Genomic DNA, 24,129 nt, shown 5'->3' with positions numbered 1-24,129 from the left:
ACCAGGAGGCAAGACACCATGACAGCACTGATGGACCTCGACACGCTGCGCGCGATACTCGTGGCCTGCGCGGGTGAGGACGAGGCGGCCGGCCTGGCCGGTGACATCCTCGACGTCCCGTTCGCGGACCTGGGCTACAACTCGCTCGCCCTGATGGAGAGTGCGGCCCGGATCAAGCGGGAGTTCGGCGTGGACATCGCCGACGACGTCCTGAGCGAGCTGGAGACGCCGCGCGCGGTGCTCGACCTCGTCAACGCGTCGGCCGGGCAGGAGCGGGTGGACGAGGGGGTGAGGGTCGCGTGACCGGCTCGCGCCTGCCGCGGGTGCACCGCACCGAGCACTCGCTCATCGTGGCCGCGCCGCCGGCGCAGCTGTACGACCTGATCGCGGACGCGGCGTCCTGGCCGGCGGTCTTCGGCCCGTGCGCGTACGTCCGGCACCTGTCCCGCACCGGTCACTCGGAGCGTTTCGAGCTGTGGGCTGAGGTCAACGGCGAGGTGAGGAGGTGGACTTCGCGGCGGACCCTCGACCCGGAGCGGTTCTACGTCGGTTTCCGCCAGGAGCACTCCAGCCCGCCGGTCGCCTCGATGGGCGGCGGGTGGCTGCTGCGGCGGCTGCCCGGCCGGCGCACCGAGGTGGTGCTGCGGCACCGTTTCACCACCGTCGGCGACGATCCGGTGGCGCCGGCCGGGCTGCTGGAGGCCCTCGACCGCAACAGCCGCTCGGAGCTCGCCGCCCTGGCCCGGGTCGCCGAGTCCGGGCACCCGGTGCGGGAGGTCGTCCTCACCTTCACCGACACGATCGAGCTGGCGTGCCCGGCGGAGACCGCGTACACCTTCGTCGAGCGTGCCGACCTGTGGGCCGAGCGGCTGCCGCACGTGTCCCGGAGCGAGCTGACGGAGACCGCTCCGGGCGTCCAGGAGCTGGCCATGGAGACGGTCACGCCGGACGGCTCCGCGCACACCACGCGCTCGGTGCGGGTGTGCCACCGGCCGGGGTGGATCGCGTACAAGCAGCGGGTGCTGCCGAAGCTGCTGCTCGGCCACAGCGGTCTGTGGACGTTCGAGGAGGACGCGGCGGGGGCCAGGGCCTCGGCCCGGCACACGGTGGTCATCGACCCGGCCGCGGTGCCCGCGGTGCTGGGCGAGGGCGCCGGACTGGCCGACGCGCGCTCGTACGTGCGCAAGGCGCTGGGGGACAACAGCCGGACCACACTGTCGCTGGCGGCGGGGATCGGAACCGCGGCCCGCTGACGCGGCACGACGGAAGGGCCCGCCGGGATCACCCGGCGGGCCCTTTCCCCGTCACCTCCCGGTCACCCGTCGGCCAGCACCTGCTCGGCGTAGGCCATGGCGGCCGCGTCCAGGCGCAGCACGAGGTGGCTGGTGGCGGAGTTGACGTCCCGCCAGGAGCGCTCGAATCCGCCGGCGGCCTGGCCGGAGGTGCCCGTCGCGCGGAACATCCGGTTGACGGCGGTCAGCAGCGTCTCTGCGGCGAGGGCGCAGTCACGGGCGCCGCGCGCCGTCAGCAGCGCGGTGCAGCCGCCGGAGTCGGCGACGGCCGCGGCGCGGCGCACCAGGAGTTCGGCCGCGTCCAGCTCCCCCGCCGTCCGGGCGAGGACGTCGCGGAAACCGGCGTCGTGCGCCGCTCCCCCCGTGCCGGCCGCCCTGGCCGCGCCCCAGCCGGTCCACCGGGTGAGCATCCCGCGCGCGGCGCCCAGGACGGGGACCACGAACGACAGGCCGTTGACGGCCTTCAGCGGTACGCGGTGGCAGGCGGCCGGGGACGGGGAGCCGGAGCCCTCCATCACCCGTTCGCGGTCGAAGGACAGGTGCTCGGGCACGAACGCGCCGTCCAGGACGAGGGTGTTGCTGCCGGTGCCGCGCATGCCCACGGAGAACCAGGTGTCGAGGACGGTGTAGGCGGTGCGGGGCACGGCGAAGTAGCGGGCCGTCGGCGGTCCGTCCGCGCCGTCGGGTGCCGGTGTCGTCGCGCACACCAGCGCCCAGCGCGAGTAGTCGACGGCGCTGATGAACGACCATGTGCCGGACAGCCGCCAGCCGCCGGGGACGGCCTCGGCCCGCCCGACCGGCATCAGCGCGCCCACCAGCAGGGCGTCGGGTCCCTCCGCCCACAGTTCCGCCTGGCCCTTCTCCGGCAGGTGGGCCGCCATCCGGGCGACGGTCGCGCCGAGCGACGCCACCCAGGCGGCGGCGGTGCACTCCTCGCCGACCGCCGTGACGGCGTCCACGAGCTCGCCGAAGGTGCCCGCCGCGCCACCCCGGCGCTGGGGGACGAAGTGCCGGGCGAATCCGGCGTCGACGACGGCGCGGACGACGTCGGGGCGCAGCCTGCGCTCCCGGTCGGCGTCGGCGGCGTGGGCCGCGGCCAGCCGTGCGGCGTCCTGGGCCCGTGCGGCGAGGGGCTCCGCGGTGTGTCCGGTGTGTTCCCGTGTCGGCATGGTGTTCACTCCTTGCCGGCCGCGAGCGCGTCGGCGGCGGCGATCGCCAGCGCGCCGAGCAGGCTGAGGTTCTTGAAGAACTCGTTGCGCTGGGTGACGCGGCGGGCCGGGTCCTGCTGCCGCCAGAAGTCGTGGACGGTCACGGTCGTCGGCACGAGGCAGGCGGCCAGCAGGCAGACGCTGATCGGCGGGCGGAAGCCCGCGCCCAGGGCCACGCCGCCGACGAGCATGCCGGCCGCCGTGGCGCGGGTGGCGGTCTCCGGCAGGGGGATCCCGTGCCTCCCGGCCAGGGCGGGCAGCGGTCCGGGGTCGCGCAGGACGCTGTAGCCACCGGTGACGAAACTGGCGGCCAGCAGGGGCCTGGCCAGGCCCCTTACGGTCTGGTGTGCCGTCTTCATGGTTCCCTCGTCCTCCTCTCGGGCCCGGTCACCGGGCCGGTGTCGTGGTGACGGTCAGCCGGCCGAGGGTCAGCCGCACGCCCTGTCCCCACAGCCGGTGTTCGCGCCGGCCCTGCTCGTAGCGGAAGCCCACGGGCTCGGTGTAGGGGTCGGCGGAGAGCCGTACGAGCCCCCGGCCGTCCGCGCCGGCGGCGTCCAGCAGGGCGAACAGGCCGAGTCCGAAGGTGAGTTGACGCGGCGTGGCGCGGCGCGGGGTGCCGCCGTGGTCGATCACCAGGTGTTCGCGGGCGAGCGAGGGCAGGCCGAGCCGCCCGGCGGACAGCGCGCGCCCGCCGTCCACCGTCCAGTGGACGGTGTCCGCGGCCCGGTCCAGCGTGATCCCGAGCCGGTGGGTCCGGCCGGGGCCGCGGTCGGCGACCGGGACCGCGTAGGTGAACGCCGCCCAGTCCGCGCCCGGCGGCCGCATCCGCTCGTACACGGCGTACACGCGCCGGTTGGTGAGGAAGAAGTCGAAGACCAGGCCGGTCTCGCGGTCCAGTGCGAGCAGGGCGCCGGCCCCGAGCCGTACGTCGGCCTCGGGGTCGGTGACGGCGTCGCCGAAGGGGTGCCGGCCGGCGTTGAAGACGCGGACGGACAGCTCCGCCGTACCGGTCAGCCCGCCCGTGGCGGGCGCGTCGAAGCCCGGCATGCCGGACGAGGCCGTACGGGCCGCCAGGGCGCACCACTTGAGATGGTCGTCGGGCCCGCCGGGCCCCGCGGCGTAGGCGAACGCCGGGGTGCCGGTGTCCGGGTCGATGGCCTCGGGCTGGACGACCAGGCCCGCCGCGGTGGTCCGTACGACGGCGTCCCCGAGCGGCAGTGGTCCGATGGGCCGGATCTGCCAGTCGGGGTCCGGGCCCGTGGCGCGGAAGCCGGCCCGGCCGTCCCGGTCGAACAGAACGCGGCCGGTCGCCGCCGGGGAGGTCGTGCCGGGGCCGTGATGCATGATCGGCCGCTCCCTTCGCCGTGGTGTGCGGGGTGACCGACCCTCCCGGTGCGGGCTCGAAGGCCGCTCGACGCTCGCTGGACAGCCCGCCGTTCGCTCTCGACCCCGCCTCCAGCCGTTTTCCAGCCCGCGCGGCGAGCGTGTTGCGCCGGAGGAACGACTCTCAGGAGGGCATGCGATGGCAGTCGGGGACACGGACACCGATCGCTGGGTGCTGGTGCTGGGCGCGACCGGCCGGCAGGGAGGGACGGCGGCCCGGCACCTGCTCGACCGGGGCTGGGCGGTCCACGCGTTCGTACGCGACCCGGAGCATCCCCGCGCCCGGGAGCTGCGGGCCAGGGGCGCGCGGCTGGTGCGGGGCTCGCTGGACGACCCGGCCGCCGTACGGAAGGCGGTGGCGGGCGCGTACGGGGTGTTCACCGTCTTCACACCGACGCACGGCAACGGCCTGGACGGCGAGGAGCGGCACGCGGCGCTGGTGGCCGAGGCCGCGCGGGACGCGGACGTGGCGCACCTGGTGCACAGTTCGGTCGGTGGGGTGGAGAACCCCGGCGGCGTCGGCTGGCGGGAGACCAAGCTGCGGGTCGAGCGGACCGTACGGGCGGCGGGGCTGCCCACGACGTTCCTGCGCGCGGTCTACTACATGGAGAACTTCCTGGACCTACCGCCCGTCCTGGACGCCTCCGGGCAGCTGGTGCTGAGCCGGGGCCTGCTGCCGGGGACGCGGCTGCAGGTGATCGCCTCCCAGGACATCGGCCTGTTCGTCGCCGACGCCTTCGACGACCCGGGCCGCTTCGCCGGCCGGAACGTGGAGATCGCCGGTGACGAGCTCACCGGGCCGGAGATCGCCGAGGCGTTCGCGCGCCACACCGGGCGGCCGGCCCGCTTCGAGTCGGTGCCCATCGAGGAGATCCGGCGGCAGAACGAGTGGATGGCCAAGACCTTCGTCTGGTTCAACGAGGTCGGCTACACCGCGGACCTTCCCGCGCTGCGCGCGGAGCACCCGGAGCTGCTGACGTTCGACGCGTTCCTGCGCGGGTCCGGCTGGTCGCCGCGAGAGCCGGGATGAGCGCCCCGGCCGTGGAGCACCGGGACGGCCGCCGGCCGGGGCTGCCGTCCCTGACGGGCATGCGCTTCCTGGCGGCCGCCGCGGTGTTCTTCTCGCACTCCTTCTTCCAGTTCATCCCCAGCAGTTGGGGGTCGGACGAGGGGGTGGCGTTCTTCTGGAGCAAGGCCGGTTCGACGGGGGTGTCGTTCTTCTTCGTCCTGAGCGGGTTCGTGCTGACCTGGTCGGCACGGCCGGATCAGGGGCCCCGGGCGTTCTGGCGCAGACGCGCCTGCAAGATCTACCCCAACCACCTGGTGACGGCGGCGGCCGCCGTCGCGCTGGCGCTCTCGCAGAGCCGTACGGTGACGGGCCATCAGCTGTTGCCGAACCTCCTGCTGCTCCACACCTGGCTGCCCCGCTTCGACGTCCTGACCGGCGTCAACGCGGTCAGCTGGTCGCTGGGGTGCGAGGCGTTCTTCTACCTGTCGTTCCCGCTGCTGCTGTCGCTGCTGCGGCGGGTGCCGGTGCGGCGGCTGTGGTGGTGGGCCGGCGGGCTGGCGGCCGCGGTGTGGTGCGTGCCGCTGGTGTCGGAGCTGTTCCTGTCGGGCGGTACGGTCCTGTCGCCGCGGATGCCGTACTCGGTGACGCAGCTGTGGTTCGTCTACTTCTTCCCCGTGACGCGCTGCCTGGAGTTCGCGCTCGGCATGGTGCTGGCCCGGCTGGTCGCGGAGGGGCTGTTCCCCCGGGTGCCGTTGGTGCCGGCCGGGGCGCTGGTCGTCGGCGCGTACATCGGGGCGCTGCACGCCCCCGGGCAGTACGGCACGGTCGCCGTGACCGTGGTGCCGCTGGGCCTGCTGATCGCCGCCGGGGCGTCCGCCGACATCGGCGCCCGGGCGTCGGCGCTGCGCGGCACCACGATGGTGTGGCTCGGCGAGGTGTCGTTCGCGCTGTACATGGTGCACGAACTGCTCATCGACCAGGTCGCGCGCGCCCTGGGCATCGGCCCCCGGGACGACCTGAGCGGCTGGCAGGCCGCGGGCCTATCCCTGCCGGTCCTGGGCGGCGCGGTCCTCCTGGCCTGGCTGCTGTACACGGGCGTCGAGCGACCGGTGATGCGCCGGTGGAGCCGCGCCCGCAAGCGAATCCCTCTCGAAGTGGGTGAATTCTCATGACCTCAGCCCCGGACAACGGGACGTCCGCGAGCGACGATGTGTTCCAGCTGGTCTTCCGGAGCGCTCCGTGGACCTTCCAGAGTCTGTACGTGACCGCCCGGCTCGGGCTCGCGGATCTGCTGGCGGACGGGCCGCGGACCAGCGACGAGCTGGCCGAGGTCACCGCCAGCGACCCGGACGCGCTCTACCGCTTCTGCCGCGCGGTGGCCGCGCTGGGGCTCTTCCGCGAGCACGCCGGACGGGTCTTCGAACTGGCCCCGGCCGGTGAGGCCTTCCGCAGTGGCGGCCTCGCGCAGTTCACGATGGTCAACGGCGCCGAGAACTTCCGTTCCTGGGCCGACGTCATGTACAGCGTACGGACCGGGAAGCCCGCCTTCGACCAGATCTACGGCATGCCCGCCTTCGCCTTCCTGGACCGCAACGAGGAGGCGCGGAAGGTGTTCCACGCGATGGTCGGCCGGGGCACCGTCCCGCCGGCCGTCGATTCCTGCGACTTCTCCGCCGACAGCACCGTGGTGGACCTGGGAGGGAGCGTGGGGACGCTGATCGCCCACGTCCTGCGGGACCGCCCGGGGTTGCGCGGCGTGCTCCAGGACCTGCCGACGGTCGTCGACGAGGCGCCCGCCGTGCTCGCCGGGCACGGGGTGGCGGACCGGGTGGAGATCGTGGGCAGGAGCTTCTTCGACGGGGTGCCGGCCGGTGGGAGCACGTACGTGCTCTCGCGGGTCCTGCACGACTGGGGTGACGACGACGCGCTGCGCATCCTGCACAACGTCCGTGAGGCCATGACGCCGGACGCGCGGCTCGTCGTCATCGACCAGGTGATCCCGGAGGGCGGGGGCTTCCATCCGGGCAAGTTCTCCGACCTCCAGATGCTGGTGGTCCTCGGCGGGCGGGAACGGACGGTCGAGGAGTTCCGCGGGCTGCTCCTGCGGGCCGGGCTGAAGATCAGGGAGGTGCGGCCTCCCGAGGAGACGGGCGACAGCCCGCGTACGGAGGCCGTGATCGAGGCGGGTCTGTGAGGGTGGGTCCGTGACGGTGGCGGTGGGTCCGGCGCGCGCGGGGGGACGCGACACCGGACCCCGGCGGGCCGCCGCCGGCCCGGCCGGTGCGACGTCGCGCGTCCGCTCCGGCCGGGCACGGCCCTTCCGGCGACGGCCTGGTCCTCAGGTGGCGGTGGCGCTGTGCGCCTCCGCGCCCGTGCCACCGGGCGCCTCCGCCTCGGCCGTCCGCGCGCGGCGCTCCAGGGCGGTCATCAGGAGGGCCGGGAGCGTGGCGACCACCGCGGCCGCCAGCACCCAGATGAAGGTGGTGCCGAAGCCGGACGCCTGCTCGGAGACGCGGGTGCCCGCGTCGTCCAGATGCTGCTGGAGCACGACGACGAAGAGCGCGGTGCCCATCGAACCGCCCACTCGCTGCAACATGTTGAGCTGCGGCGTGGCGTCGCCCACCTGGGCCGGCTCCAGCGCCCGGAAGGCGGCGGTCATGGCCGGCATGCCGGCCATGCCGATGCCGAAGCCGCGGGCCACCATCGCCAGGCTCAGCAGCCAGTAGGAGCTTCCGGAGGTGATGAGCACGAAGGGCACGGTCGCGGCCACGCAGATCGCGCCGCCGATGACGGCCGTCAGGCTGCCGATCTTCTCGAAGAGCCGCCCCGAGATCACCATGGCGACCGCGGCGCCGACGCCCTGGGGCGCGAGCAGCAGACCGGTGTGGACGGCGTCCTCGTGCCGGACGACCTGGTAGTACAGCGGCATCAGGATCATGCCGCCGAAGATGGCCGCGCCCATCGCGAAGGTGGTGAAGGACGCCGCGCTGAACATCTTGTTCCGGTAGAGCCGCAGGTCCAGCAGCGGATGCTCCGCCCGCAGGGACCGCAGCACGAAGGCGACCATCAGGGCCAGTCCGACGAGGAACGGCAGCAGGACGTCGGCGGCGAGCAGGTCCGCCTTCTGGCCGGCCTGGGCCAGTCCGTAGGTGACGCCGACGACGCCGACCGAGATCAGGAACAGCCCGACCGCGTCCAGCGGCCCGGCGTCCTCGGTCTCGTCGCGCGGGAGCAGGCGCACCGTCAGGTAGAGGGCGAGCAGGCCGATCGGCACATTGATCCAGAAGATCCACTCCCAGCCCGCGTGGTCCAGGAGCAGCCCGCCGATGGTGGGCCCGAAGACAGGGGTGAGCACCATGGGCACGCCGATGGCGCTCATCACCCGGGCCAGGCCCTGCGGCCCGGCCGCCCGGACCAGGATCATCTGGCCGACGGGCATCATCAGCCCGCCGCCGATGCCCTGAAGCACCCGGAAGACGATCAGGAGCTCTGCCGACGAGGCCAGGCCGCACAGGGCCGAGGCCACCGTGAAGACGGCGAGCGACCACGCGTACAGCCGGCGGGGGCCGTAGCGCCTGGCGGCCCAGGCGGACAGCGGGATCACCGCCGCCAGGGCGAGCAGATAGCTGGTGACCACCCACTGGACGGTGTCCAGGGAGGTGTCGAAGTCGAGGGAGAGGTGCCGGAGCGCGACATTGACGACGGTCGAGTCCAGGAAGGCGAGGATCGCCCCCAGCAGGACGACCAGCACCGCTTGCCGGGCTCGGGGTGTGAGGCCGGGCTTCTCCGCCGGGGCCGTCGCGGCCCCGTCGGACGTGCCCGCTCGGTCATCGTTTGCAGCCATGACCCCATGGTCATCCATCGAGGTGGCACTGTCAACCAACCGGATGATTGAGTAAAGTGTCCGCATGACGACGAAGAGGACCGGGTCCGGGTCCGCCCCGGAGGCCGACGAGCTGCCCGACCGACCCCGGCCGCGCCGGGCACCGAAGACCGAGGAGCGCCGACGGGACGCGGAGCGGTCCCGGAAGCTGCTGCTCGACGCGGCGCTGGAGGAGTTCGCCCAGCACGGCCTGGCCGGCGCCCGGGTGCAGGACATCGCCGCGCGGGCGGGCGTGAACAAGCAGCTGATCAGCTATTACTTCGGCGGGAAGGACGGCCTCTACCGCGAGCTCCAGCGCGAGTGGGCCGAGCGCGAGGCGCTCTTCGTCGAGGAGTACGCGCCGCTGGAGGAGGTCGCCGTCCGCTATCTGGAGCGCGGCCTGGCCGACCCGCGGCCGGCGCGGCTCGCGATCTGGCGCGGCCTGTCGGGCGACTCGCAGGAGATCCCCGAGGAGACGTCGGCGATCACCGCGGACCTGGCGCGGCTGCACCGCGCCCGCGAGCGGGGCGAGATCTCCCCCGACCTCGACCCGGGCTTCCTGCGGCTGGCCGTCATGGGGATGGTCATGGCGCCGATCGTGATGCCGCAGATCGCCAGGGAGGCGTCGGGGCTCGACCCCCGGTCGGCCGAGTTCCAGGAGCGGTACGGCGAGCAGATCCGCCGGCTGCTGCGGCATCTGTCCGCACCCAAGGAGACCGAGCCCAAGGAGACCGAGCCCAAGGAGGCCGAGCCCAAGGAGAACGGGTCCGCAAAGGCCGAGGGGTACGAACCGGCCGGGTGCGAGTCGTAGGTGGGAGACGCCGGAGGCGCCAGAGTGCCGGGCACGCCGGCCCTGAGCGCGAGGTACCCGAGCCGGGTACCTCCCAACCGCCGCGCCCCACCGGCATAGGCGTCTCCCGGGGCCCCGGTCCGCGCGGACACCGGCACGTCCCGAGGGCCGCGGGCTGCCCAATTGAACGGCTCGCGGGAGCCGGGCGGGCCGCCGACACGGGAGAAACCGCGTCGGCGCCCAGCGCAGCGCCTACGCACCTACCAGAGGCCGTCCGTCAGCTCCCGGAAGCGAGTGAGACGTGAGATCTCCGCATCCGCACCGCCCGCCCCCCGCCGGTTGGAGAGGGTGACATGCGTGGCACCGGCCTGACGCCAGGTCTCCAGGCGCTCGGTCCATGCCTCCTCCGGCAGCAGCTGGAGCGGCATGCGCGCCTCGACGCCGAAGTCACCGGGGTCCCGGCCGTGGTCGGCCACCAGGGCGCGCAGCCGGCGGATCACGTCCACGCCGGCGTCGACGTCCCGCATCAGCGGCCCGAACATCTTGTATCCGTCGGCGAGCCGGGCCATCCGGTCCAGCACCGCCGGCCCCGGCACCCCGCCGCCCTCGAAGTCACCGCCGCCCATCCACACCGGAATGGGCCGCTCCGGGCGGGGGTTGACCGCCACGTCCACGATCTCGATCAGCTTGCCGCGGTAGGTGACGTACGGCTCGGTCCACAGCAGCCGCATCACCTCCACCTGCTCCTCGATGAGCTGTCCGCGGGTCGCGGGGTCGACGCCGAGCGCGCGGACCTCCTCGCGGTTCCAGCCGACGCTGACGGACAGCCGCAGCCGGCCCTCCGAGAAGAGGTCGATCTCGGCGGCCTGCTTGGCCGCGATGCCGGCCGGGCGCAGCGGCAGCAGCACCGACGCGGCGATCTCGATCCGCGAGGTCAGCGCGGCGACGAAGGCCGCCTGGGTGAAGGACTCGTGCCACGGCTCGCACGGGGAGATGTCCGAGGGCCAGTTCGGCGCCCGGGCCGGCAGCACGTGCTCGCCGAACCCCAGATAGTCGTAGCCGAGCTCCTCGAATGCCTGGACGTAGTCCCGCAGTTCGTGGCGGCTGTCGAAGTAGGGCAGGTCACCCCCGATCCGCAGCCGGCGGGACGGGCGTTGCTGAGAGCTGGTCACGCGAGGAACCTCCGTGAGCGCGTAGAGCTTCTTCCCTGTCCCCGTCCACGATGGCACCGATCGCTGGAGCGCGGCTACTGCGGCCCTCGAACGGCGCGTCGGGATCGGGGAGTTCCAGCGGGCTTCGAGCCCTGCTCCAGCCGCCGGGGCGATCGTCGCGCACACCATCCGCACATCGAAGGGAGCGTCGGATGAACGACAGCGGGACAGGGGCGGCCGGACCCGGTGGAGCGCCGGAACTGCCCAGGGGCGTCAGCCTGACGGCGGTGGGCATCGCCGCCGGGCGCGCCTTGGAGAGCGACCGCGCGCAGCCGCTCTTCCACGACCCCTACGCGCGGGCCTTCGTGGAGGCCGTCGGGGCGAGCGCCGTGGACGGCATGCGGGACTTCGCCGGGTACGTGGCCGTGCGCACCCGCTTCTTCGACGACTACCTGGCCGGCGCGGCGGACCGCGGCTGCCGGCAGGTGGTGATCCTGGCCGCGGGTCTGGACACCCGGGCGTTCCGGCTGCCGTGGCCGGCCGGTACGCGGCTGTTCGAGGCCGACCTGCCGGAGCTGCTGGACTTCAAGGAGGGCGTGCTGGCCCAGGAGCGGGCGAAGGCCGGCTGCGAGCGGACGGTCCTGGGTGCCGACCTGCGCGGGGACTGGCCCGGGGCACTCCTGTCGGCCGGCTTCGATCCCGGGTCGCCGTGCGCGTGGCTGGTCGAGGGACTGCTGCCGTACCTGTCCGCCGCCGAGAACGACGCGCTGCTGCGGGAGGTGGCCGGGCTGTCGGCCCCCGGCAGCGAACTCGCCATGGACCACATCGACTCGGGGACCAAGGGCGGCGATCTGGCGGAGGTCTCGGACACCCTCGACGGACTGGGCGCGACCTGGCGGTCGACCCTCGACGATCCGGCGGCCTGGCTCACCGGGCACGGCTGGCACGTCAGGGACGCGCCCACGGTGGCCGGGCTCGCGGCCCGCTACGGGCGCGGCGGCGACCTCGCGGCGCGCGTCGGGGCCCGGCCGAGCGGGCTCGCCGCGGCCGTCCGGGAGGGCTGAGCCGTGCCGACCGACGCCCTGACGGCCGACCTTTCGCTGGCCCTCGTCTGCCGGGTGCACACCGAGCCGGACGGCGACGACCACACCATCCCGTACACCCTGCGCTTCGCCGTGACCGCTCCGCGCACGGTGGCCGCGGGCGAGGAGTTCGGCGTGCTCCTCGCGCCCGCGCCGATCACCTTCAGTCCGAAGCTCAGCAGTGGCATCCGTGACCTCACGCTGTGCTTCCGGGCGCCGACCGGCGCGCGGGTCGTGCGGCACGCGCTGGAGGGCGGGGAGGGCGCGCCGTACGCCGAACCGCTCGCGGGCGGCGGGCTCGCGGTGCGTGCACCGGGGCCGTTCGGCCCGGGGGTGCCGTTCACGCTTCCGGCGGTGCGCTGGACGCTGCGGGCCGACGGCGGCGGCGCGGTGGAGACCGGCCTGGCGGGAACCGGTTTCGCCGACCCGGCGTGGAGCTATCACTGGGCCCGGACCTCCGACGCCCGCCGGGGCACGGTGGTCGGCTATCCGCAGCCGACGGGCACGCTCACCCGGACCCTGCCGGTGCCTTGACGCTCGCGCGACGGATCTGTGCGCACCACCGCTGCGCGGCGGTGTCCTCAAACTCCCCCAGCTACCGCTGGGAGGTGCCCCCAACGGGCTGATTGTGGCTGAACCCAGCCACAATAAAGCCCGTCCGGCGCTTGAGGACGCGCCCGCAGGGCGCCCGCCGCCGCAGGCGGCAAGGACCGGCCCGCAGCCGAAGACCCGCACGGCACACGGTCGTGCCCCCTCACCCGCCCGTGTCCGCCAGCGCCTCCGCCGCGGCGCGGAGGATGCGGGTCCGGCCCTCCAGCGTGGTGGCCGCCGCCGAGACCATCACCCCGAGTGTGGTGACGCCGGCGTCGGCGTACGCGCGCATCCGGTCCGCGAGCCTGGGCACCGGCCCCACCAGGGCCGTGCGGTCGATGAACGCGGCGGGCAACGCGGCCCCCGCCCCCTCGCGGTCACCGGCCGCGAGCCGCTGCCGCAGCAGGGCGGCCTCGCGGCCGTAGCCCATCCGCCGGGCCATGGCGCAGTAGAAGTTCCGTTCGGGGTCACCGATGCCGAGCAGATACACGTACTGCTCGCGCAGGGCGTCCACCGCGCTGGCCACGTCGTCGGCGACGGCCGTGGGCAGGCTGGGCAGGACGTCGAACCCCGCCATGCCGAGCCCCGCCCGCAGCCGGCCCGCCCGGATTCCGGCGACGGACTCGGCCACGGACTCGGGCGAGGTGAACACCCCGATCCACCCGTCGGCGATCTCCCCCGCCAGTTCGAGGGCGCGCGGCCCGACCGCCGCCAGGTAGACGGGGACCGTGGGCCGCGGCCGTTCGGTGTGCAGGTACAGGGGCGCGTCGCCCCCGGTGCCGGGCGCGGGCAGCTGGAAATGTTCACCCTCGTAGGTGACGGCCTCGCCCGCCAGGGCCCGCCGGACGATGTCCACGTACTCCCGGGTGCGGGCGAGCGGCCGGTCGAAGGGCACTCCGTACCAGCCGTGCGACACATCGGGGTTGGAGACCCCGAGCCCGAGCCGGAACCGGCCGCCGCTGAGGGCGTCCAGCGTCGCCGCGGTGAGCGCGGCCGTGCCCGGCGGGCGGGCGGGGATCTGCATGACGCCCGAGGCGAGGCCGATGCGCCGGGTCGCCCCGGCGGCGAGCCCCAACACGCTGACCGCGTCCGAGCGGTAGCCCTCCGGTGCCAGCACCACGTCGTAGCCGAGCTCCTCCGCGGCGCGGGCCAGTTCGCCCGCGCCCTGATAGGTGAGATTCGCGCCGAGCCGCATGCCGTCTCCCTCCGATCGTGTCCCCGGACGCCGGACGGCGTGTCGGATCGGACGTGTCAGATCAGGTGGGCGCCGCCGTCCACCAGCAGCACCTGGCCGGTGGTGTACGTGGCGTCGGCGAGGTTCAGCACGGCCTCGGCGACGTCCTCGGGCAGGCCCACCCTGCGCAGCGGCGTGCTCGCGCGCACCTTCTCCGCGATCGGGGCGAAGAAGTCGCTGTCGCGGGTCCAGGGCGTCTCGATCAGGCCGGGTGCCACCGCGTTGACGCGGACGCGCGGGCCGACGGTGTTGGCGAGCAGCACGGTCATGTGCTCGATCGCCGCCTTGCTCACCGCGTAGGGGATGGAGCTGCCCGCGGGCCGGCTGCCGGCGACGGAGGAAATGTTGACGACCGCTCCCGACCCGGACGCGCTCAGGTGGGGCATCGCGGCGACGGTGGTCTGCCAGGTGCCGAACACATTGAGCGCGAAGATCTCCCGCCAGACGGCGGGGGACGCGCCCTCCAGGTCGGCGTGCGGGACGACACGGGTCAGGCCCGCGTTGTTGACGAGCAGGTCGAGCCGCCCGTAGTGCTCCACCGCGGCGGCCACCAGCCGCCGGGCCTCGGCCTCGACGGAGACGTCGGCCCGTACGTACACGGCGTCCGGCAGGGACCGGGCGACCTTCTCGCCGGCCTCCGCGGAGCGCGCGGAGTTGACCACGACGCGGATCCCCTCGGCGGCCAGCCGGGTGGCGATGGCCGCCCCGATGCCGGACGAGGACCCGGTGACCAGGGCGACGCGCGCGGGGGCGGACATCAGTAGTTCCCCAGTCCGCCGCAGACGTTCAGGGCCTGGGCCGTCACCGCGGCCGCGTCGTCCCCCACCAGGTACTCGACCATCGCGGCCACCTCGCGGGGCTCCACGTAACGGCCCATCGGCACCCGGGTGGTGATGCGGTCGTGCGCCTCCCGCTCGCTGACGCCCCAGATGCCCGCGTAGTGCTCGCGGACCCGTTCGGCCATCGGGGTCTCGACGAAGCCGGGGCACACGGCGTTGACCGTGATGCCGGTGCGGGCGAGCTCCAGCCCGAGCGCCTTGGTGAAGCCGACGACGCCGTGCTTGGAGGCGGAGTACGGGGCGGCGTGCACCACGCCCTGCTTGCCGCCGGTGGAGGCGATGTTGATGACGCGGCCGCTGCCCCGGGCGAGCATGCCGCCGGTGGTCAGCACCTCCTTGGTCATCAGGAAGACGCTGTTGAGGTTGGTGTTGATGACGTCGAACCACAGCTCGTCCGGGATCTCCGCCGTCGCGCCGCCGCCGCTGCGGCCCGCGTTGTTGACCAGGACGTCCACCGGGCCGAAGCGGTCCACGGCCGTCCGTACGTACTCCCGGATCTGCTCGGGCCGCGAGACGTCGCACGTCGCGCCCTCCGCCTCGTGGCCCGCCCCGCGCAGCTCCGCGACGGTCGCCTCCAGCTCGTCCTTGCCGCGGGCGCAGATGTGCACGCGCGCCCCGCGCGCCGCGAGCCGGTGCGCGATCTCCTTGCCGATGCCGCTCGTGGCTCCGGTCACCAGGGCCACGGGCCTGACTGTCTCGCTCATGCGTCTTCGGTCCCGCCTGTCGTCGGATGGTGGCCCGGCGAGCGTGCGGCACCGGCCTAGAGGCGAAGTCGACGGCGGCTGGAGCGCCGGCGCGTCCCGCTTCGAGCCCGCTTCGAGGCGGGGCGGCGAGGGTGGGCCTCCCGGCCCCGCCCCGCCCGGCCGTACGCACCCGCCGGCATCCCGCACCCGCACCCGCCGTGTTCATCCGCACGCACCCGAAGGAGCGCCATGAACGACACCGCCGTGGAGACCGGCCTGTACGCCCGGGTTCAGCATTTCTACGCACATCAGATGCAGGCCCTGGACGCCGGCCGGTTCGAGGAGTACGCCCTGACCTTCACCGAGTCGGGCACCTTCCAGCATTCCCCGTCCGCCGAACCGGCCCGCGGCCGGGCGGCGATCGTCGCCGAACTGGTGAGGTTCCACGAGCGGTTCGCGGACGACCCGGTACAACGACGGCACTGGTTCAACCACATCGCGCTGACCCCGCTGCACGACGGCGCCGTCCGCTCCACGGTGTACGCGCTCGTGGTCACGGTCCGGCCCGGCCGGCGGGAGCCGGAGATCGCGCCGAGCTGTGTGGTGCACGACGTCCTGGAGACGGGCGGGGACGCCGTCCTCACCCGGTCCCGGAGCATCACCCACGACCAGCTCGGCTGAGCGGGGCCGCGGCGGCGGGCGCGGGTTTTCGGCCGCGGGCCGTCTTGCCGCCTGCGGCGGCGGGCGCCCTGCGGGCGCGTCCTCAAGCTCCCCCAGCTACCGCTGGGAGGTGCCCCCAACGGGCTTGGTATCGCTGGGCTCAGCCGCTGTCAGCCTGTCCGGCGTTTGAGGACATCGCCGCGCAGCGGTCGGTGCGCACGACACGGCCCGCAGCCGCCCGCTCACATGACCCGCCGGACACGGCCTACGCGGACCGGGCCCGCACGAACGCCTCTCCCCCGTCGAGCTCGGGCGCGCCCGAGAGCACGGCCTGGTGCAGCCGCTGGAGCCGGGGCGACGGCTCGACCCCCAGCTCGCGGCGCAGCCGCTCGCGCAGCTGCCGGAACTCCTGGAGCGCCCGCCAGGGGCTGCCCGAGCGGCACAGGGCGGTCATCAGCTGCGCGCAGAGGTTCTCGTGCAGGGGGTGCCGGGCCACCAGGGTGCGCAACTCGCCCAGCAGGGCGGCGTGGTAGCCCAGGCGGAGGTCGGCCTCGATGCGCTCCTCCAGCGCCTGCATGCGGGTCTCCTCCATGTAGAGGGTCTCCAGCCCCAGGACGCGCCCGACCGGTACGTCGACCAGCGCCGGGCCGCGCCACAGGGCGAGGGCGCGGGTCAGGTGCGCCGAGGCCGCGCGCGCGTCGCCGGCGGTCAGCGCGTCGTGCCCGCGGCCGGCCAGGAGGCGGAACTGCGACCAGTCGCAGCTCTCGGGCGCGACGGTGACGCGGTAGCCGCCGAACGCGGTGGCCAGGACGTCCTTCGGGGAGCGGCCCGGCGGTTCGGGCGCGTCGCGCAGAGCCGCGGCTATGCGGCGGCGCAGCTGGAGTATGTAGGTCTGCAGGGTGGTGGCGGCGCTCCGGGGGATGTCGTCGCCCCACAGCTCTTCCATCAGTGTCGACACCGGTACGACGCGCCCGGCCCACAGGGTGAGCAGCGCGAGGATCTGGCGCGGCTTCCCCGCGCTGGGGACGATGGACGTCCCGTTCTCGTGAACCGTGAGTTCTCCCAGCACCTCGATGTCCATTGCGTCCTCCACTCGGAAGCGAACCGTCGGGCTTCGCTTCGAAGACTCGCATCGAGGGGCGTCCGCCGCCCAGTGAGGCCGTCACCAGAGCGACGGTGAAATCGGCACGTCCGCCGTGAGGAATTCACAGCTCCATTTTCGTACGTCCGTCATGAGGTCGTCACAGGGGTGTGTGAGGTTGACAACAGGAGTGCTCCTCGCGAGTCGTATCCTGATTCACTGCACACAAACCCCTTGGAACGTCCCTCGATCGGGCAGGTCGCATGGTGGTGTTATCCAAGAGTGAGCCCCCCACATGGCTCGCCACAGGCATCGTTCTCTCCGTGCAGTCCGCGGTGGCCGTGCTGGGCTTCCTCAACCTCCTGGCAGGGCGTCGGCCGTCGGCCCCCGACATCGTCCTCTATCTCGCCGCCTTCGTGGCGGTGTTCATTCTCCAGGCCGTCCACTGCGCCCCGCGGGCCGAGCGGTTCCGGGCCCGCCACGGCCGCCGGACCCTGGCGCTCCAGGCCCTGCTGACCTACGCGCCCCTGCTCGCCCTGGGCCTGACCTGGGCCGGCATGCCCGGCTTCCTCGCCGGGTCCGCGCTGCTCATCCTCGAACCACCGTTGTCCTTCGCCGCGTTCGGCGTCGCGGCGGCCCTCACCGGGCTCTGCGCCATGCTGGCGGGCCAGCAGCCGCTGGGCATCGCCATAGGAGTGCTCTCGTGCGGGGTGAACGGACTGATGGTGTACGGAGTCACGCGCATGGCCTCGTGGAGCGCCGAGGTGCGCCGGGCCCGGGACGAGGTCGCCCGGCTGGCCGTGGAGGGCGAGCGGCTGCGGGTCGCCCGGGACCTGCACGACCTGCTCGGGTACAGCCTGTCCGCCATCACCCTGAAGGGAGAGCTGGTGGCCCGGCTGTTCGACAAGGACGCCGCGCGGGCGCACGCGGAGCTGCGGGAGGTGCTGGACATCTCCCGGCAGGCCCTGGCCGACGTGCGCTGCGTCGCCAACGGCTACCGTCAGCTCTCCCTGACCGCCGAACTGGACTCCGCGGCCCGGGTGCTGAGCACGGCCGGTCTCGCGGTGGAGGTGCACGACGAGCGGCTCCCGCTGCGCGAGGGCACCGGGACCGTCCTGGCGACCGTGGTCCGTGAGGGGGTGACCAACATCCTGCGCCACAGCGCCGCCCAGCGCTGCCGGATCGCGGTGACCCGTACCGCCGGCAGGCTGGTGCTCGACATGGCCAGCGACGGGATCCCCGCGGACACCGAGGCGAGGATGGCGCGCCGGACGGGCGGTGGGCTGGACAACCTCGCGCGGCGGTTGGAGGAGATCGGCGGAACGTTTCGCGCGTACGCCGACGAGGAGGGGTGGTTCCGGCTCTTCGCCGAATGCCCGGCCGATCCGGCCGGGCCGCCGTGGAACGTCAGCGAATCCAGCCCTTCCCCTTGGCGATCCGGACGGCGTCCAGCCGGTTCCGTGCGGTGAGTTTGGTGACGGAGGACGTCAGGTAGTTGCGGACCGTCCCCGTGGAGAGGTGCATCTCGCGGGCGATCTCCCGTGCGGAGTTGCCCTCGGCCGCCAGCTGGAGGACATCGGTCTCCCGCCGGGTGAGCGGACTGTCCGTCGGGCGGGAGGCGAGCGGGCAGTCCTCGACCTCCCAGGCGGTGGGCGGGATCCGCGAATCGATCACCCGCCGCCCGGAGTTCACCATCCTGATGGCGGCGGCGAGTTCGCCGGGCGGGGCGTTCTTGGGGAGGAACCCCCAGACGTGGGCGTCGATCGCCCGGCGGACCGTGCCCCGCTGTTCCAGGGCGGTCAGGATGATCACCCGGCAGTCCGGGGTCTGTTCGTACAGCCGCATGGCGGCGTCCAGGCCGTTGGTGCCGGGCAGGTCGATGTCGACGACCGCGACGTCGGGCTGCAGCTTGATCACGGCGGGCAGTATGCCGCGTCCGTCCGCGACCTCCGCGACGACGCGGAAGTCCGGCTCCAGTTCGAGGAGCGCCACCAGCGCCCCCCGGACCATGTGCATGTCCTCGGCCAGCAAGATCCGGATCACCGGTGTCCCCCCGTTAGGCTCTTGCCGGACCCCCGTCTCCCCCAACAGGCGTGCCCGACAGGTGACTTCACTCCAAGCCTACGTCGCCCACGCGAGGAGACCCGTACATGTTTTCCCGTCGACATCACCGTTTCGCGGGCGTCGCTCCAGCCGTCCTCGATCCTGCGGTACGAGCATGGCGGCTCGGCGTCCCGATCGGTCAGGAGGCACGGTGTCCGAGGTCCGGCAGAACCAGTGGGAACGATCAGTGGGCAGGCTCGTCGAAGTGGCCGACGGCGTCTTCGCCTACCTCCAGCCCGACGGCGGGTGGTGCCTGAACAACGCGGTCCTGATGGTCTCCCAGGGGCGGTCGGCCCTGGTCGACACGGCGGCGACCGAGGCCCGCGCCCGGGCCCTGCGGGCGGCGGCCCTCGGCGTCTGCGCCGCGCCGCCGCGGGTCCTGGTCGACTCGCACTTCCACGGGGACCACACGTTCGGCAACTTCGTCTTCCCCGAGGCGCTGGTCGTGGGCCACGAGCGGGCCCGCACCGAGATGGCCGAGGCCGGCCTCCACCTGACCGGGCTGTGGCCCGACGTGGAGTGGGGCGAGCTCGCCCTGGCCCTGCCGGAGCTCACCTTCCGGGACCGGCTGACGATCCATGTCGGGGAGCTCCGGGCCGAGTTGATCCACCTGGGGCCCGCGCACACCACCAACGACACCGTGGTGTGGCTGCCCGAGCGGGAGGTGCTCGTCACCGGCGACCTGGTGATGAGCGGTGTGACGCCCTTCTGCCCGATGGGGTCGGTCACCGGCACCCTGGACGCCGTGGCGCGGCTGCGCTCCCTCGGCGCGGGCACCGTCGTCACCGGCCACGGCCCGGTGGCCGGGCCCGAGGTCTTCGACGTCACCGAGGGCTACCTGCGGTGGGTCCAGGGGCTGGCCCGGGAGGGGATCGCCGCCGGGCTCACCCCGCTGGAGGCCGCCCGCGCGGCGGGCCCCGGTCCGTACGCGCATCTGCTCGACTCCGAACGGCTGGTGCCCAATCTGCACCGCGCCTACGTGGAGGAGCGCGGTGCGGCGCCCGGCGTGCCGCTCGACATCGGCGCGCTCTTCGGCGAGATGGTGGAGTTTCACGGCGGGCTGCCGACCTGCCGGGCCTGACCCTCCCAGACCGTGAACGTCCCCCGGTGGTAGAGGACCGGCGGCAGCGGATACGACTCGGCGTGCTCCACCCGGCCGATGAAGATCCAGTGGTCGCCGGCCTCCACCGTGCGGACGACCACGCACTCGGCGTGCGCGAGGGCGACGCCCACCAGCACGGGGGCGCCCCGGGCGTGAGCGGCGGGCACCCATTCCACGTGCGCGAACTTGTGCTCGGAGCGGTCGGCGAAGACCCGGGCCGCGTCCTGGCCGCCGTCGGCCAGGACGTTGACCACGAAGGCCCGGGAGTCCCGCAGGGCCGGCAGGGTCCGCGCGTCGCGGTGCACGCACACCAGCAGCAGCGGCGGGTCGACGGAGACGGCGGAGACGGCGTTGCAGGTCAGGCCGCGTGGTCTGCCGTCACCGTCGGTCGCCGTCACGACGGCGACCGCCGTCGGAAAGGATCCGAACAACGCGCGAAACCGCGCCGCGTCCACTGCCATGCCGCTCCCGCCTCCGGCCGGTCCTGCTCGGGCGATCCTGCCGTCACGGTCACCGGCGCGGCTGGAGGGCCGGTGGACCGGCGCTGGAGGGTACGGCCCGCGGCTCGCCGCCGTCAGGAATCCCCGGTGGGGCCGGGGATCTCGCGGGGTTCGAGGGGGTGGACGGCGGGGCCCTGCAGGACCGAACCGTCGGTGGCGAACCGGGAGCCGTGGCAGGGGCACTCCCATGCCTGCTCGGCGTCGTTGAAGTGCACGAGGCAGCCCAGGTGCGTGCACCGCGCCGAGACGGCCCGGGCCTCCCCCGAGGGGGCGCGGTAGACGGCGCACCGGCGGCCGCCGAGGCGGACGACGGCGCCGGTGCCCGGCGGGATGTCGGTGACCGCGTCGACGTGGGCGGTGTGCAGCCGGTCCCCCACGAAGTGTTTGCCGACGGTCAGCTGGTCCTTCAGCAGCCCGGGCGTCTCCTTCAGCGGCGGCAGCCTGCGCGGGTCGAAGAGCTGGGCCCAGTCGGGGAGGGTGCCGTGGGTGATGCGGGCGGCGAGCAGCCGGCCGGCCATGACGCCGTTGGTCATGCCCCAGCCACCGAAGCCGGTGGCCACGTGGACGTGCCGGGTGCCCGGGTGGGCGGGGCCGACGTAGGGCAGGTGGTCGTCGGAGTCGTTGTCCTGGGTGGCCCAGCGGTAGCGGTCCGCGGAGTCGGCGAAGCCCGGCAGGCGCTCCTCGGCCCAGCGCTGGAGCCGGTCGAACCGCTCGCTCACCCCGCCGGCTCCGGGCTCGAAGGACTCGCCGGTGACGATGACCAGCCGCCGGGCGTCGTCGTAGGGGGCGGTGCGCACCGAGCGGGTGTTGTCCTCGGGCGTGATGTACATGCCGCGCGGAGCCTGCCCGGCCGGGACGGCGGCGGCGACCACCAGCTCCCGGCGGGGCCGCAGCCGGGCGAAGAGCAGGGCCCGGTCGAAGACCGGGTAGTGGGTGGCGACGACGACGTCGCGCGCCTCGACCACGGCACCGGACTCGGTGGTGAGGCGGCAGCGGGCCCCGTCGTGGAGGCCGGTCACGCGGGTGCGCTCGTACAGGCGCCCGCCGGAGGCCGTGAAGCGGCCGGCGAGGCCCAGCAGGAACTTGCGCGGGTGGAACTGGAGTTGGCCGGGCAGGGAGACCACGGCGGCGACCGGGAACGGCAGGTCGGTGCCGGCGACGAGCGAGACGTCGAGTCCGGCCTCCCGCGCGGCGCGGGCCTCCTCCTGGATGCCGGCGGCGCCTTCCGCCGACTCCGCGTAGGTGTGGGCGGTGGCCATCTCCAGCTCGGCGTCGATGTCCAGGTCGGCGCAGAGCTCGGTGACGTGCTCGACGGCGTCCCGCTGGGAGCGGGCGTAGAGGGCGGCGGCGTCGGCGCCGTGGGCGGCGCGCAGGCGCGCGTAGACCAGCCCTTGGAGCGCGGAGACCTTCGCGGTGGTGTTGCCGGTGACGCCGGCGGCGATCCGGTCGGCTTCCAGGACGATGACGTCCCGGCCGGCGCGCGCCAGCTCCCAGGCGGCGCACAGCCCGGCGATACCACCGCCGACGACGGCGACGTCCGCCTCCACCTCGGTCCCCGGGCCGAGGTGCGGATAGGAGGTGACGGGGGTCGTGTCCATCCAGTAGGACTCATACGTCGTACGAGGGGGCTTCGGCATGCCCCTCCATGTTCCCGGTGCGCCCCGCCGTTAACGCGCGCCGCCTCGAACGGCGCAATCTCGGGCGGGGCCCACCGGTCCCGTCGGGTCCCCGTGCCTCCGCGCGGCGGTGCGGGCCGCGCGGTGTCACACGGGGCGTTCGCTCGGCTCGTGCTGCTGGGGCTCCACGGTGTGGAAGCACTGCCCGCAGACATAGCCGCCGACCGGCCCCTCCTGCACCGACCAGCCGCAATGGGCGCAGTGCATCAGGGCCGCGTTGGCATGCGGGAAATCGTCCGACTCGGTCATCCGGTACCTCCACAATTCGCGCACGCCCAGTCCCCCTTGGGTCCTTGACGCATCTCCGCACCGCACTGCGAGCAGTTCATCACACACCGCCCTCTGACAGAGAACCTCCGAAAAGTACATACCACGGGACGGCGGCCCGTTGAATGCCCGCCGGTCCCGAACAGGAGCACGTCGGCCGTGCCTCCTTGGTTCCGGGGCCCGTCCCGGGGCACCCTCCAGTCATGAGGACCCTGGGTGTCGAGGAGGAGTACCTGCTGCTCGACCCGCACAGCGGGCTCCCCGTCCCGCTGGCGGAGAAGGTGCGGGCAGCGGCGGGCCCTCGCCCTCTTCGGGCGGAGGGCGAGCTGCACTCCGAGCTGCTGCAGTCGCAGATCGAGGTCGCGACGGCAGTGTGCGGGGACCTGGGCGAGCTGGAGGAGCACCTGCTGCGGCTGCGGCGGGCGGTCGGCGAGGCGGCGGCCGGCGCGGGGTGCAGGGTCGCGGCGTCGGGCACGGCGCCGTTCGCCGGCCCCGTGCCGCCGGCGGTGACCGACGACCGGCGCTACCGGGGGATCCACGCCGACGCGCCGCAGCTGGTGGACGAGCAGCTGATCAACGGCATGCACGTGCACGTCGGCATCGCGGACCGCGCCACCGGTGTGGCCGTGCTGAACCGGATCCGCCCCTGGCTGCCCGTCCTCGTGGCGATGGCCTCGAACTCCCCGATGTGGACCGGGCACGACACCGGCTTCGCCAGCTGGCGCACGGTGGTCTTCGGACGCTGGCCGGTCAGCGGCCCGCCACCGGCCTTCGAGGACGCCGAGGACTACGACCGCCGGGTACGGGCCCTGATGCGCACCCGCATCCTGCGCGACCGCGGCCAGCTGTACTGGCAGGCGCGCCTGTCGGAGCGCTATCCCACGGTGGAGGTCCGCGCGCTGGACGTGCAGTTGCGGACCGGGGACGCGGTGATGTTCGCGGGCCTGGTGCGCGCCCTGGTGGACACGGCCCTGGAGGAGAGCGAGCGGGCCGCGCCGTTCCCGGTGCCGGCGCCGGAGCTGCTCGCCACCGCCAACTGGCACGCGGCACGGCACGGCCTGAGCGGCGAGCTCCTCGACGAGCGGGGTGGACGCCGGCCGGCCGGCGAGGTCGTCGGCCGGCTCGTCGACCACCTCTCCCCCGCCCTGGAGCGGTCCGACGGCGGCGGCGAGGTCGCCGCCTTCGCCGGCCGGCTCCAGGAGCGGGGCACCGCCGCCGACCATCAGCGTGCCGCCCTCGCGGAGGGCGGCTGGCGGGCGGTGCTGGAGCTGATCACTACCCTGACGTGAGGGCGCCGGCGGCCCCACCGGTCACCGGACGATCGTGCGCCGTTCCCGGCCGTTCACCGGTCACGGCGTTCCCTCCGCGCCCGGCCCACGGCAAGGTGCGTCCCGTATCCGTACCCGTGCCGTCCCCCGAGGAGGACCCATGCGCGCGCGTTCGAGAGGGTGGATCGTTCCGGCCCTCGCCCTGCTGGTGGCCGTGGTCACGGTGCTGCCGGGGTTCGCTCGGGGCGACGCCGGGGCGGGCGAGGCGGTCTCCGCCGCCGGCCGCGCGGGCGGCCCGGCATCCCGGGAGCCCGGTGCCCGCGACGTGGTGCTGGCCGTGCACGGCGG

At 73.9% G+C, this 24,129-nt stretch carries 25 protein-coding genes and 1 pseudogene; 13 read left to right on the top strand and 13 right to left on the bottom strand.

Annotated features, from left to right (window positions below; genetic code table 11):
- Positions 1-18 precede the first annotated feature (18 nt).
- Both J7E86_RS10200 and J7E86_RS10195 read left to right on the top strand, forming a co-directional pair.
- Complete coding sequence (locus J7E86_RS10200; protein WP_215081244.1) at positions 19-303, top strand: acyl carrier protein; 285 nt, start codon at positions 19-21, stop codon at positions 301-303.
- The gene (locus J7E86_RS10195; RefSeq protein WP_308312541.1) at positions 300-1,253 is read left to right on the top strand and encodes an aromatase/cyclase; all 954 of its coding nucleotides are present in this window, start codon (positions 300-302) and stop codon (positions 1,251-1,253) included. Before J7E86_RS10200 ends, J7E86_RS10195 begins: the two co-directional genes overlap by 4 nt.
- 62 nt (positions 1,254-1,315) lie before the next feature.
- On the opposite strand, the gene J7E86_RS10190 is transcribed toward J7E86_RS10195, so the two are convergent.
- The 3 genes from J7E86_RS10190 to J7E86_RS10180 are packed head-to-tail and all read right to left on the bottom strand — an operon-like array spanning position 1,316 to position 3,844.
- The gene (locus J7E86_RS10190) at positions 1,316-2,461 is read right to left on the bottom strand and encodes a hydrolase (RefSeq protein WP_215081243.1); all 1,146 of its coding nucleotides are present in this window, start codon (positions 2,459-2,461) and stop codon (positions 1,316-1,318) included.
- 5 nt (positions 2,462-2,466) lie between these two features.
- Complete coding sequence (locus tag J7E86_RS10185) at positions 2,467-2,859, bottom strand: DoxX family protein (RefSeq protein ID WP_215081242.1); 393 nt, start codon at positions 2,857-2,859, stop codon at positions 2,467-2,469.
- 28 nt (positions 2,860-2,887) lie between these two features.
- The gene (locus J7E86_RS10180) at positions 2,888-3,844 is read right to left on the bottom strand and encodes a DUF6081 family protein (protein WP_215081241.1); all 957 of its coding nucleotides are present in this window, start codon (positions 3,842-3,844) and stop codon (positions 2,888-2,890) included.
- A 178-nt stretch (positions 3,845-4,022) separates the two neighbouring features.
- Between J7E86_RS10180 and J7E86_RS10175 the strand changes: the two genes are divergently transcribed.
- From J7E86_RS10175 to J7E86_RS10165, 3 genes are read left to right on the top strand one after another with little or no spacing between them, the layout of a single operon-like run.
- A complete protein-coding gene (locus tag J7E86_RS10175; protein WP_215081240.1) occupies positions 4,023-4,913 on the top strand; it encodes an NmrA/HSCARG family protein in 891 nt (296 codons plus the stop codon).
- Positions 4,910-6,064, top strand: coding sequence for an acyltransferase (locus tag J7E86_RS10170; protein WP_251018924.1), 1,155 nt, complete (start codon positions 4,910-4,912; stop codon positions 6,062-6,064). The genes J7E86_RS10175 and J7E86_RS10170 overlap by 4 nt, the downstream gene beginning before the upstream one ends.
- Positions 6,061-7,086, top strand: coding sequence for a methyltransferase (locus tag J7E86_RS10165; protein WP_215081239.1), 1,026 nt, complete (start codon positions 6,061-6,063; stop codon positions 7,084-7,086). Before J7E86_RS10170 ends, J7E86_RS10165 begins: the two co-directional genes overlap by 4 nt.
- A gap of 144 nt (positions 7,087-7,230) precedes the next feature.
- On the opposite strand, the gene J7E86_RS10160 is transcribed toward J7E86_RS10165, so the two are convergent.
- Positions 7,231-8,736, bottom strand: coding sequence for a DHA2 family efflux MFS transporter permease subunit (locus tag J7E86_RS10160; RefSeq protein WP_215081238.1), 1,506 nt, complete (start codon positions 8,734-8,736; stop codon positions 7,231-7,233).
- 64 nt (positions 8,737-8,800) lie between these two features.
- Between J7E86_RS10160 and J7E86_RS10155 the strand changes: the two genes are divergently transcribed.
- The gene (locus J7E86_RS10155) at positions 8,801-9,565 is read left to right on the top strand and encodes a TetR family transcriptional regulator (RefSeq protein ID WP_215081237.1); all 765 of its coding nucleotides are present in this window, start codon (positions 8,801-8,803) and stop codon (positions 9,563-9,565) included.
- A 239-nt stretch (positions 9,566-9,804) separates the two neighbouring features.
- On the opposite strand, the gene J7E86_RS10150 is transcribed toward J7E86_RS10155, so the two are convergent.
- A complete protein-coding gene (locus J7E86_RS10150; RefSeq protein WP_215081236.1) occupies positions 9,805-10,716 on the bottom strand; it encodes a TIGR03619 family F420-dependent LLM class oxidoreductase in 912 nt (303 codons plus the stop codon).
- A gap of 191 nt (positions 10,717-10,907) precedes the next feature.
- Here J7E86_RS10150 and J7E86_RS10145 point away from each other — a divergent pair, with 191 nt between their 5' ends.
- Entirely contained in the window at positions 10,908-11,759 is an 852-nt protein-coding gene (locus J7E86_RS10145; protein WP_215081235.1) for an SAM-dependent methyltransferase, read from the top strand.
- A gap of 3 nt (positions 11,760-11,762) precedes the next feature.
- Entirely contained in the window at positions 11,763-12,311 is a 549-nt protein-coding gene (locus J7E86_RS10140) for a hypothetical protein (protein ID WP_215081234.1), read from the top strand.
- Positions 12,312-12,531: 220 nt separating this feature from the next.
- Here the strand turns inward: J7E86_RS10140 and J7E86_RS10135 are convergent, their stop codons facing one another.
- From J7E86_RS10135 to fabG, 3 genes are read right to left on the bottom strand one after another with little or no spacing between them, the layout of a single operon-like run.
- Entirely contained in the window at positions 12,532-13,563 is a 1,032-nt protein-coding gene (locus tag J7E86_RS10135; protein WP_215081233.1) for an LLM class flavin-dependent oxidoreductase, read from the bottom strand.
- Positions 13,564-13,619: 56 nt separating this feature from the next.
- Positions 13,620-14,360 carry an SDR family NAD(P)-dependent oxidoreductase gene (locus tag J7E86_RS10130; protein WP_215081232.1) on the bottom strand — a complete coding sequence of 247 codons (741 nt, stop codon included), beginning with the start codon at positions 14,358-14,360 and terminating at the stop codon, positions 13,620-13,622.
- Positions 14,360-15,145, bottom strand: a complete 786-nt coding sequence (gene fabG, locus J7E86_RS10125) for a 3-oxoacyl-ACP reductase FabG (protein ID WP_215081231.1) — start codon at positions 15,143-15,145, stop codon at positions 14,360-14,362. The genes J7E86_RS10130 and fabG overlap by 1 nt, the downstream gene beginning before the upstream one ends.
- A 228-nt stretch (positions 15,146-15,373) precedes the next feature.
- On the opposite strand from fabG, the gene J7E86_RS10120 reads away from it, so the two are divergent.
- Positions 15,374-15,805, top strand: coding sequence for a nuclear transport factor 2 family protein (locus J7E86_RS10120; RefSeq protein ID WP_215081230.1), 432 nt, complete (start codon positions 15,374-15,376; stop codon positions 15,803-15,805).
- A 244-nt stretch (positions 15,806-16,049) separates the two neighbouring features.
- Here the strand turns inward: J7E86_RS10120 and J7E86_RS10115 are convergent, their stop codons facing one another.
- On the bottom strand, positions 16,050-16,865 hold the full coding sequence (locus J7E86_RS10115) for an AfsR/SARP family transcriptional regulator (RefSeq protein ID WP_215081229.1): 816 nt from the start codon (positions 16,863-16,865) through the stop codon (positions 16,050-16,052).
- A gap of 323 nt (positions 16,866-17,188) precedes the next feature.
- Between J7E86_RS10115 and J7E86_RS31820 the strand changes: the two genes are divergently transcribed.
- On the top strand, positions 17,189-18,334 hold the full coding sequence (locus J7E86_RS31820; RefSeq protein ID WP_215081228.1) for a histidine kinase: 1,146 nt from the start codon (positions 17,189-17,191) through the stop codon (positions 18,332-18,334).
- Here the strand turns inward: J7E86_RS31820 and J7E86_RS10105 are convergent.
- Positions 18,273-18,908 carry a DNA-binding response regulator gene (locus J7E86_RS10105; protein ID WP_215081227.1) on the bottom strand — a complete coding sequence of 212 codons (636 nt, stop codon included), beginning with the start codon at positions 18,906-18,908 and terminating at the stop codon, positions 18,273-18,275. The genes J7E86_RS31820 and J7E86_RS10105 overlap by 62 nt on opposite strands.
- A 211-nt stretch (positions 18,909-19,119) precedes the next feature.
- Here J7E86_RS10105 and J7E86_RS10100 point away from each other — a divergent pair, with 211 nt between their 5' ends.
- Entirely contained in the window at positions 19,120-20,049 is a 930-nt protein-coding gene (locus J7E86_RS10100; RefSeq protein ID WP_308312540.1) for an MBL fold metallo-hydrolase, read from the top strand.
- On the opposite strand, the gene J7E86_RS10095 is transcribed toward J7E86_RS10100, so the two are convergent.
- The 3 genes from J7E86_RS10095 to J7E86_RS10085 all read right to left on the bottom strand — a co-directional run bounded on the left by J7E86_RS10095 (position 20,019) and on the right by J7E86_RS10085 (position 22,495).
- Positions 20,019-20,531: a flavin reductase family protein gene (locus J7E86_RS10095; RefSeq protein ID WP_215081225.1), complete on the bottom strand. Its 513-nt coding sequence runs from the start codon at positions 20,529-20,531 to the stop codon at positions 20,019-20,021. The genes J7E86_RS10100 and J7E86_RS10095 overlap by 31 nt on opposite strands.
- Before the next feature lie 113 nt (positions 20,532-20,644).
- Positions 20,645-22,207 carry an FAD-dependent oxidoreductase gene (locus J7E86_RS10090; RefSeq protein WP_215081224.1) on the bottom strand — a complete coding sequence of 521 codons (1,563 nt, stop codon included), beginning with the start codon at positions 22,205-22,207 and terminating at the stop codon, positions 20,645-20,647.
- Between the two features lie 126 nt (positions 22,208-22,333).
- A complete protein-coding gene (locus J7E86_RS10085; protein WP_215081223.1) occupies positions 22,334-22,495 on the bottom strand; it encodes a hypothetical protein in 162 nt (53 codons plus the stop codon).
- Positions 22,496-22,716: 221 nt separating this feature from the next.
- Between J7E86_RS10085 and J7E86_RS10080 the strand changes: the two genes are divergently transcribed.
- Positions 22,717-23,802: a glutamate--cysteine ligase gene (locus J7E86_RS10080; RefSeq protein WP_215081222.1), complete on the top strand. Its 1,086-nt coding sequence runs from the start codon at positions 22,717-22,719 to the stop codon at positions 23,800-23,802.
- Positions 23,803-23,941: 139 nt separating this feature from the next.
- Positions 23,942-24,129: pseudogene (locus J7E86_RS10075) on the top strand (beta-aspartyl-peptidase); the annotation flags it as partial.

It is taken from the genome of Streptomyces sp. ISL-11 (assembly GCF_018614525.1).
Taxonomy (GTDB): domain Bacteria; phylum Actinomycetota; class Actinomycetes; order Streptomycetales; family Streptomycetaceae; genus Streptomyces.
Note: the sequence above shows the minus strand (reverse complement) of the source record. Positions and strands in the feature narration are given on the sequence as shown.

Coding starts and splice junctions, on each gene's coding strand:
- J7E86_RS10200 (WP_215081244.1), top strand. CDS start 19: ATGACAGCACTGATGGACCTCGACACGCTGCGCGCGATACTCGTGGCC.
- J7E86_RS10190 (WP_215081243.1), bottom strand. CDS start 2,461: ATGCCGACACGGGAACACACCGGACACACCGCGGAGCCCCTCGCCGCA.
- J7E86_RS10185 (WP_215081242.1), bottom strand. CDS start 2,859: ATGAAGACGGCACACCAGACCGTAAGGGGCCTGGCCAGGCCCCTGCTG.
- J7E86_RS10180 (WP_215081241.1), bottom strand. CDS start 3,844: ATGCATCACGGCCCCGGCACGACCTCCCCGGCGGCGACCGGCCGCGTT.
- J7E86_RS10175 (WP_215081240.1), top strand. CDS start 4,023: ATGGCAGTCGGGGACACGGACACCGATCGCTGGGTGCTGGTGCTGGGC.
- J7E86_RS10170 (WP_251018924.1), top strand. CDS start 4,910: ATGAGCGCCCCGGCCGTGGAGCACCGGGACGGCCGCCGGCCGGGGCTG.
- J7E86_RS10165 (WP_215081239.1), top strand. CDS start 6,061: ATGACCTCAGCCCCGGACAACGGGACGTCCGCGAGCGACGATGTGTTC.
- J7E86_RS10160 (WP_215081238.1), bottom strand. CDS start 8,736: ATGGCTGCAAACGATGACCGAGCGGGCACGTCCGACGGGGCCGCGACG.
- J7E86_RS10155 (WP_215081237.1), top strand. CDS start 8,801: ATGACGACGAAGAGGACCGGGTCCGGGTCCGCCCCGGAGGCCGACGAG.
- J7E86_RS10145 (WP_215081235.1), top strand. CDS start 10,908: ATGAACGACAGCGGGACAGGGGCGGCCGGACCCGGTGGAGCGCCGGAA.
- J7E86_RS10135 (WP_215081233.1), bottom strand. CDS start 13,563: ATGCGGCTCGGCGCGAATCTCACCTATCAGGGCGCGGGCGAACTGGCC.
- J7E86_RS10130 (WP_215081232.1), bottom strand. CDS start 14,360: ATGTCCGCCCCCGCGCGCGTCGCCCTGGTCACCGGGTCCTCGTCCGGC.
- fabG (WP_215081231.1), bottom strand. CDS start 15,145: ATGAGCGAGACAGTCAGGCCCGTGGCCCTGGTGACCGGAGCCACGAGC.
- J7E86_RS10120 (WP_215081230.1), top strand. CDS start 15,374: ATGAACGACACCGCCGTGGAGACCGGCCTGTACGCCCGGGTTCAGCAT.
- J7E86_RS10115 (WP_215081229.1), bottom strand. CDS start 16,865: ATGGACATCGAGGTGCTGGGAGAACTCACGGTTCACGAGAACGGGACG.
- J7E86_RS10095 (WP_215081225.1), bottom strand. CDS start 20,531: ATGGCAGTGGACGCGGCGCGGTTTCGCGCGTTGTTCGGATCCTTTCCG.
- J7E86_RS10090 (WP_215081224.1), bottom strand. CDS start 22,207: ATGCCGAAGCCCCCTCGTACGACGTATGAGTCCTACTGGATGGACACG.
- J7E86_RS10085 (WP_215081223.1), bottom strand. CDS start 22,495: ATGACCGAGTCGGACGATTTCCCGCATGCCAACGCGGCCCTGATGCAC.
- J7E86_RS10080 (WP_215081222.1), top strand. CDS start 22,717: ATGAGGACCCTGGGTGTCGAGGAGGAGTACCTGCTGCTCGACCCGCAC.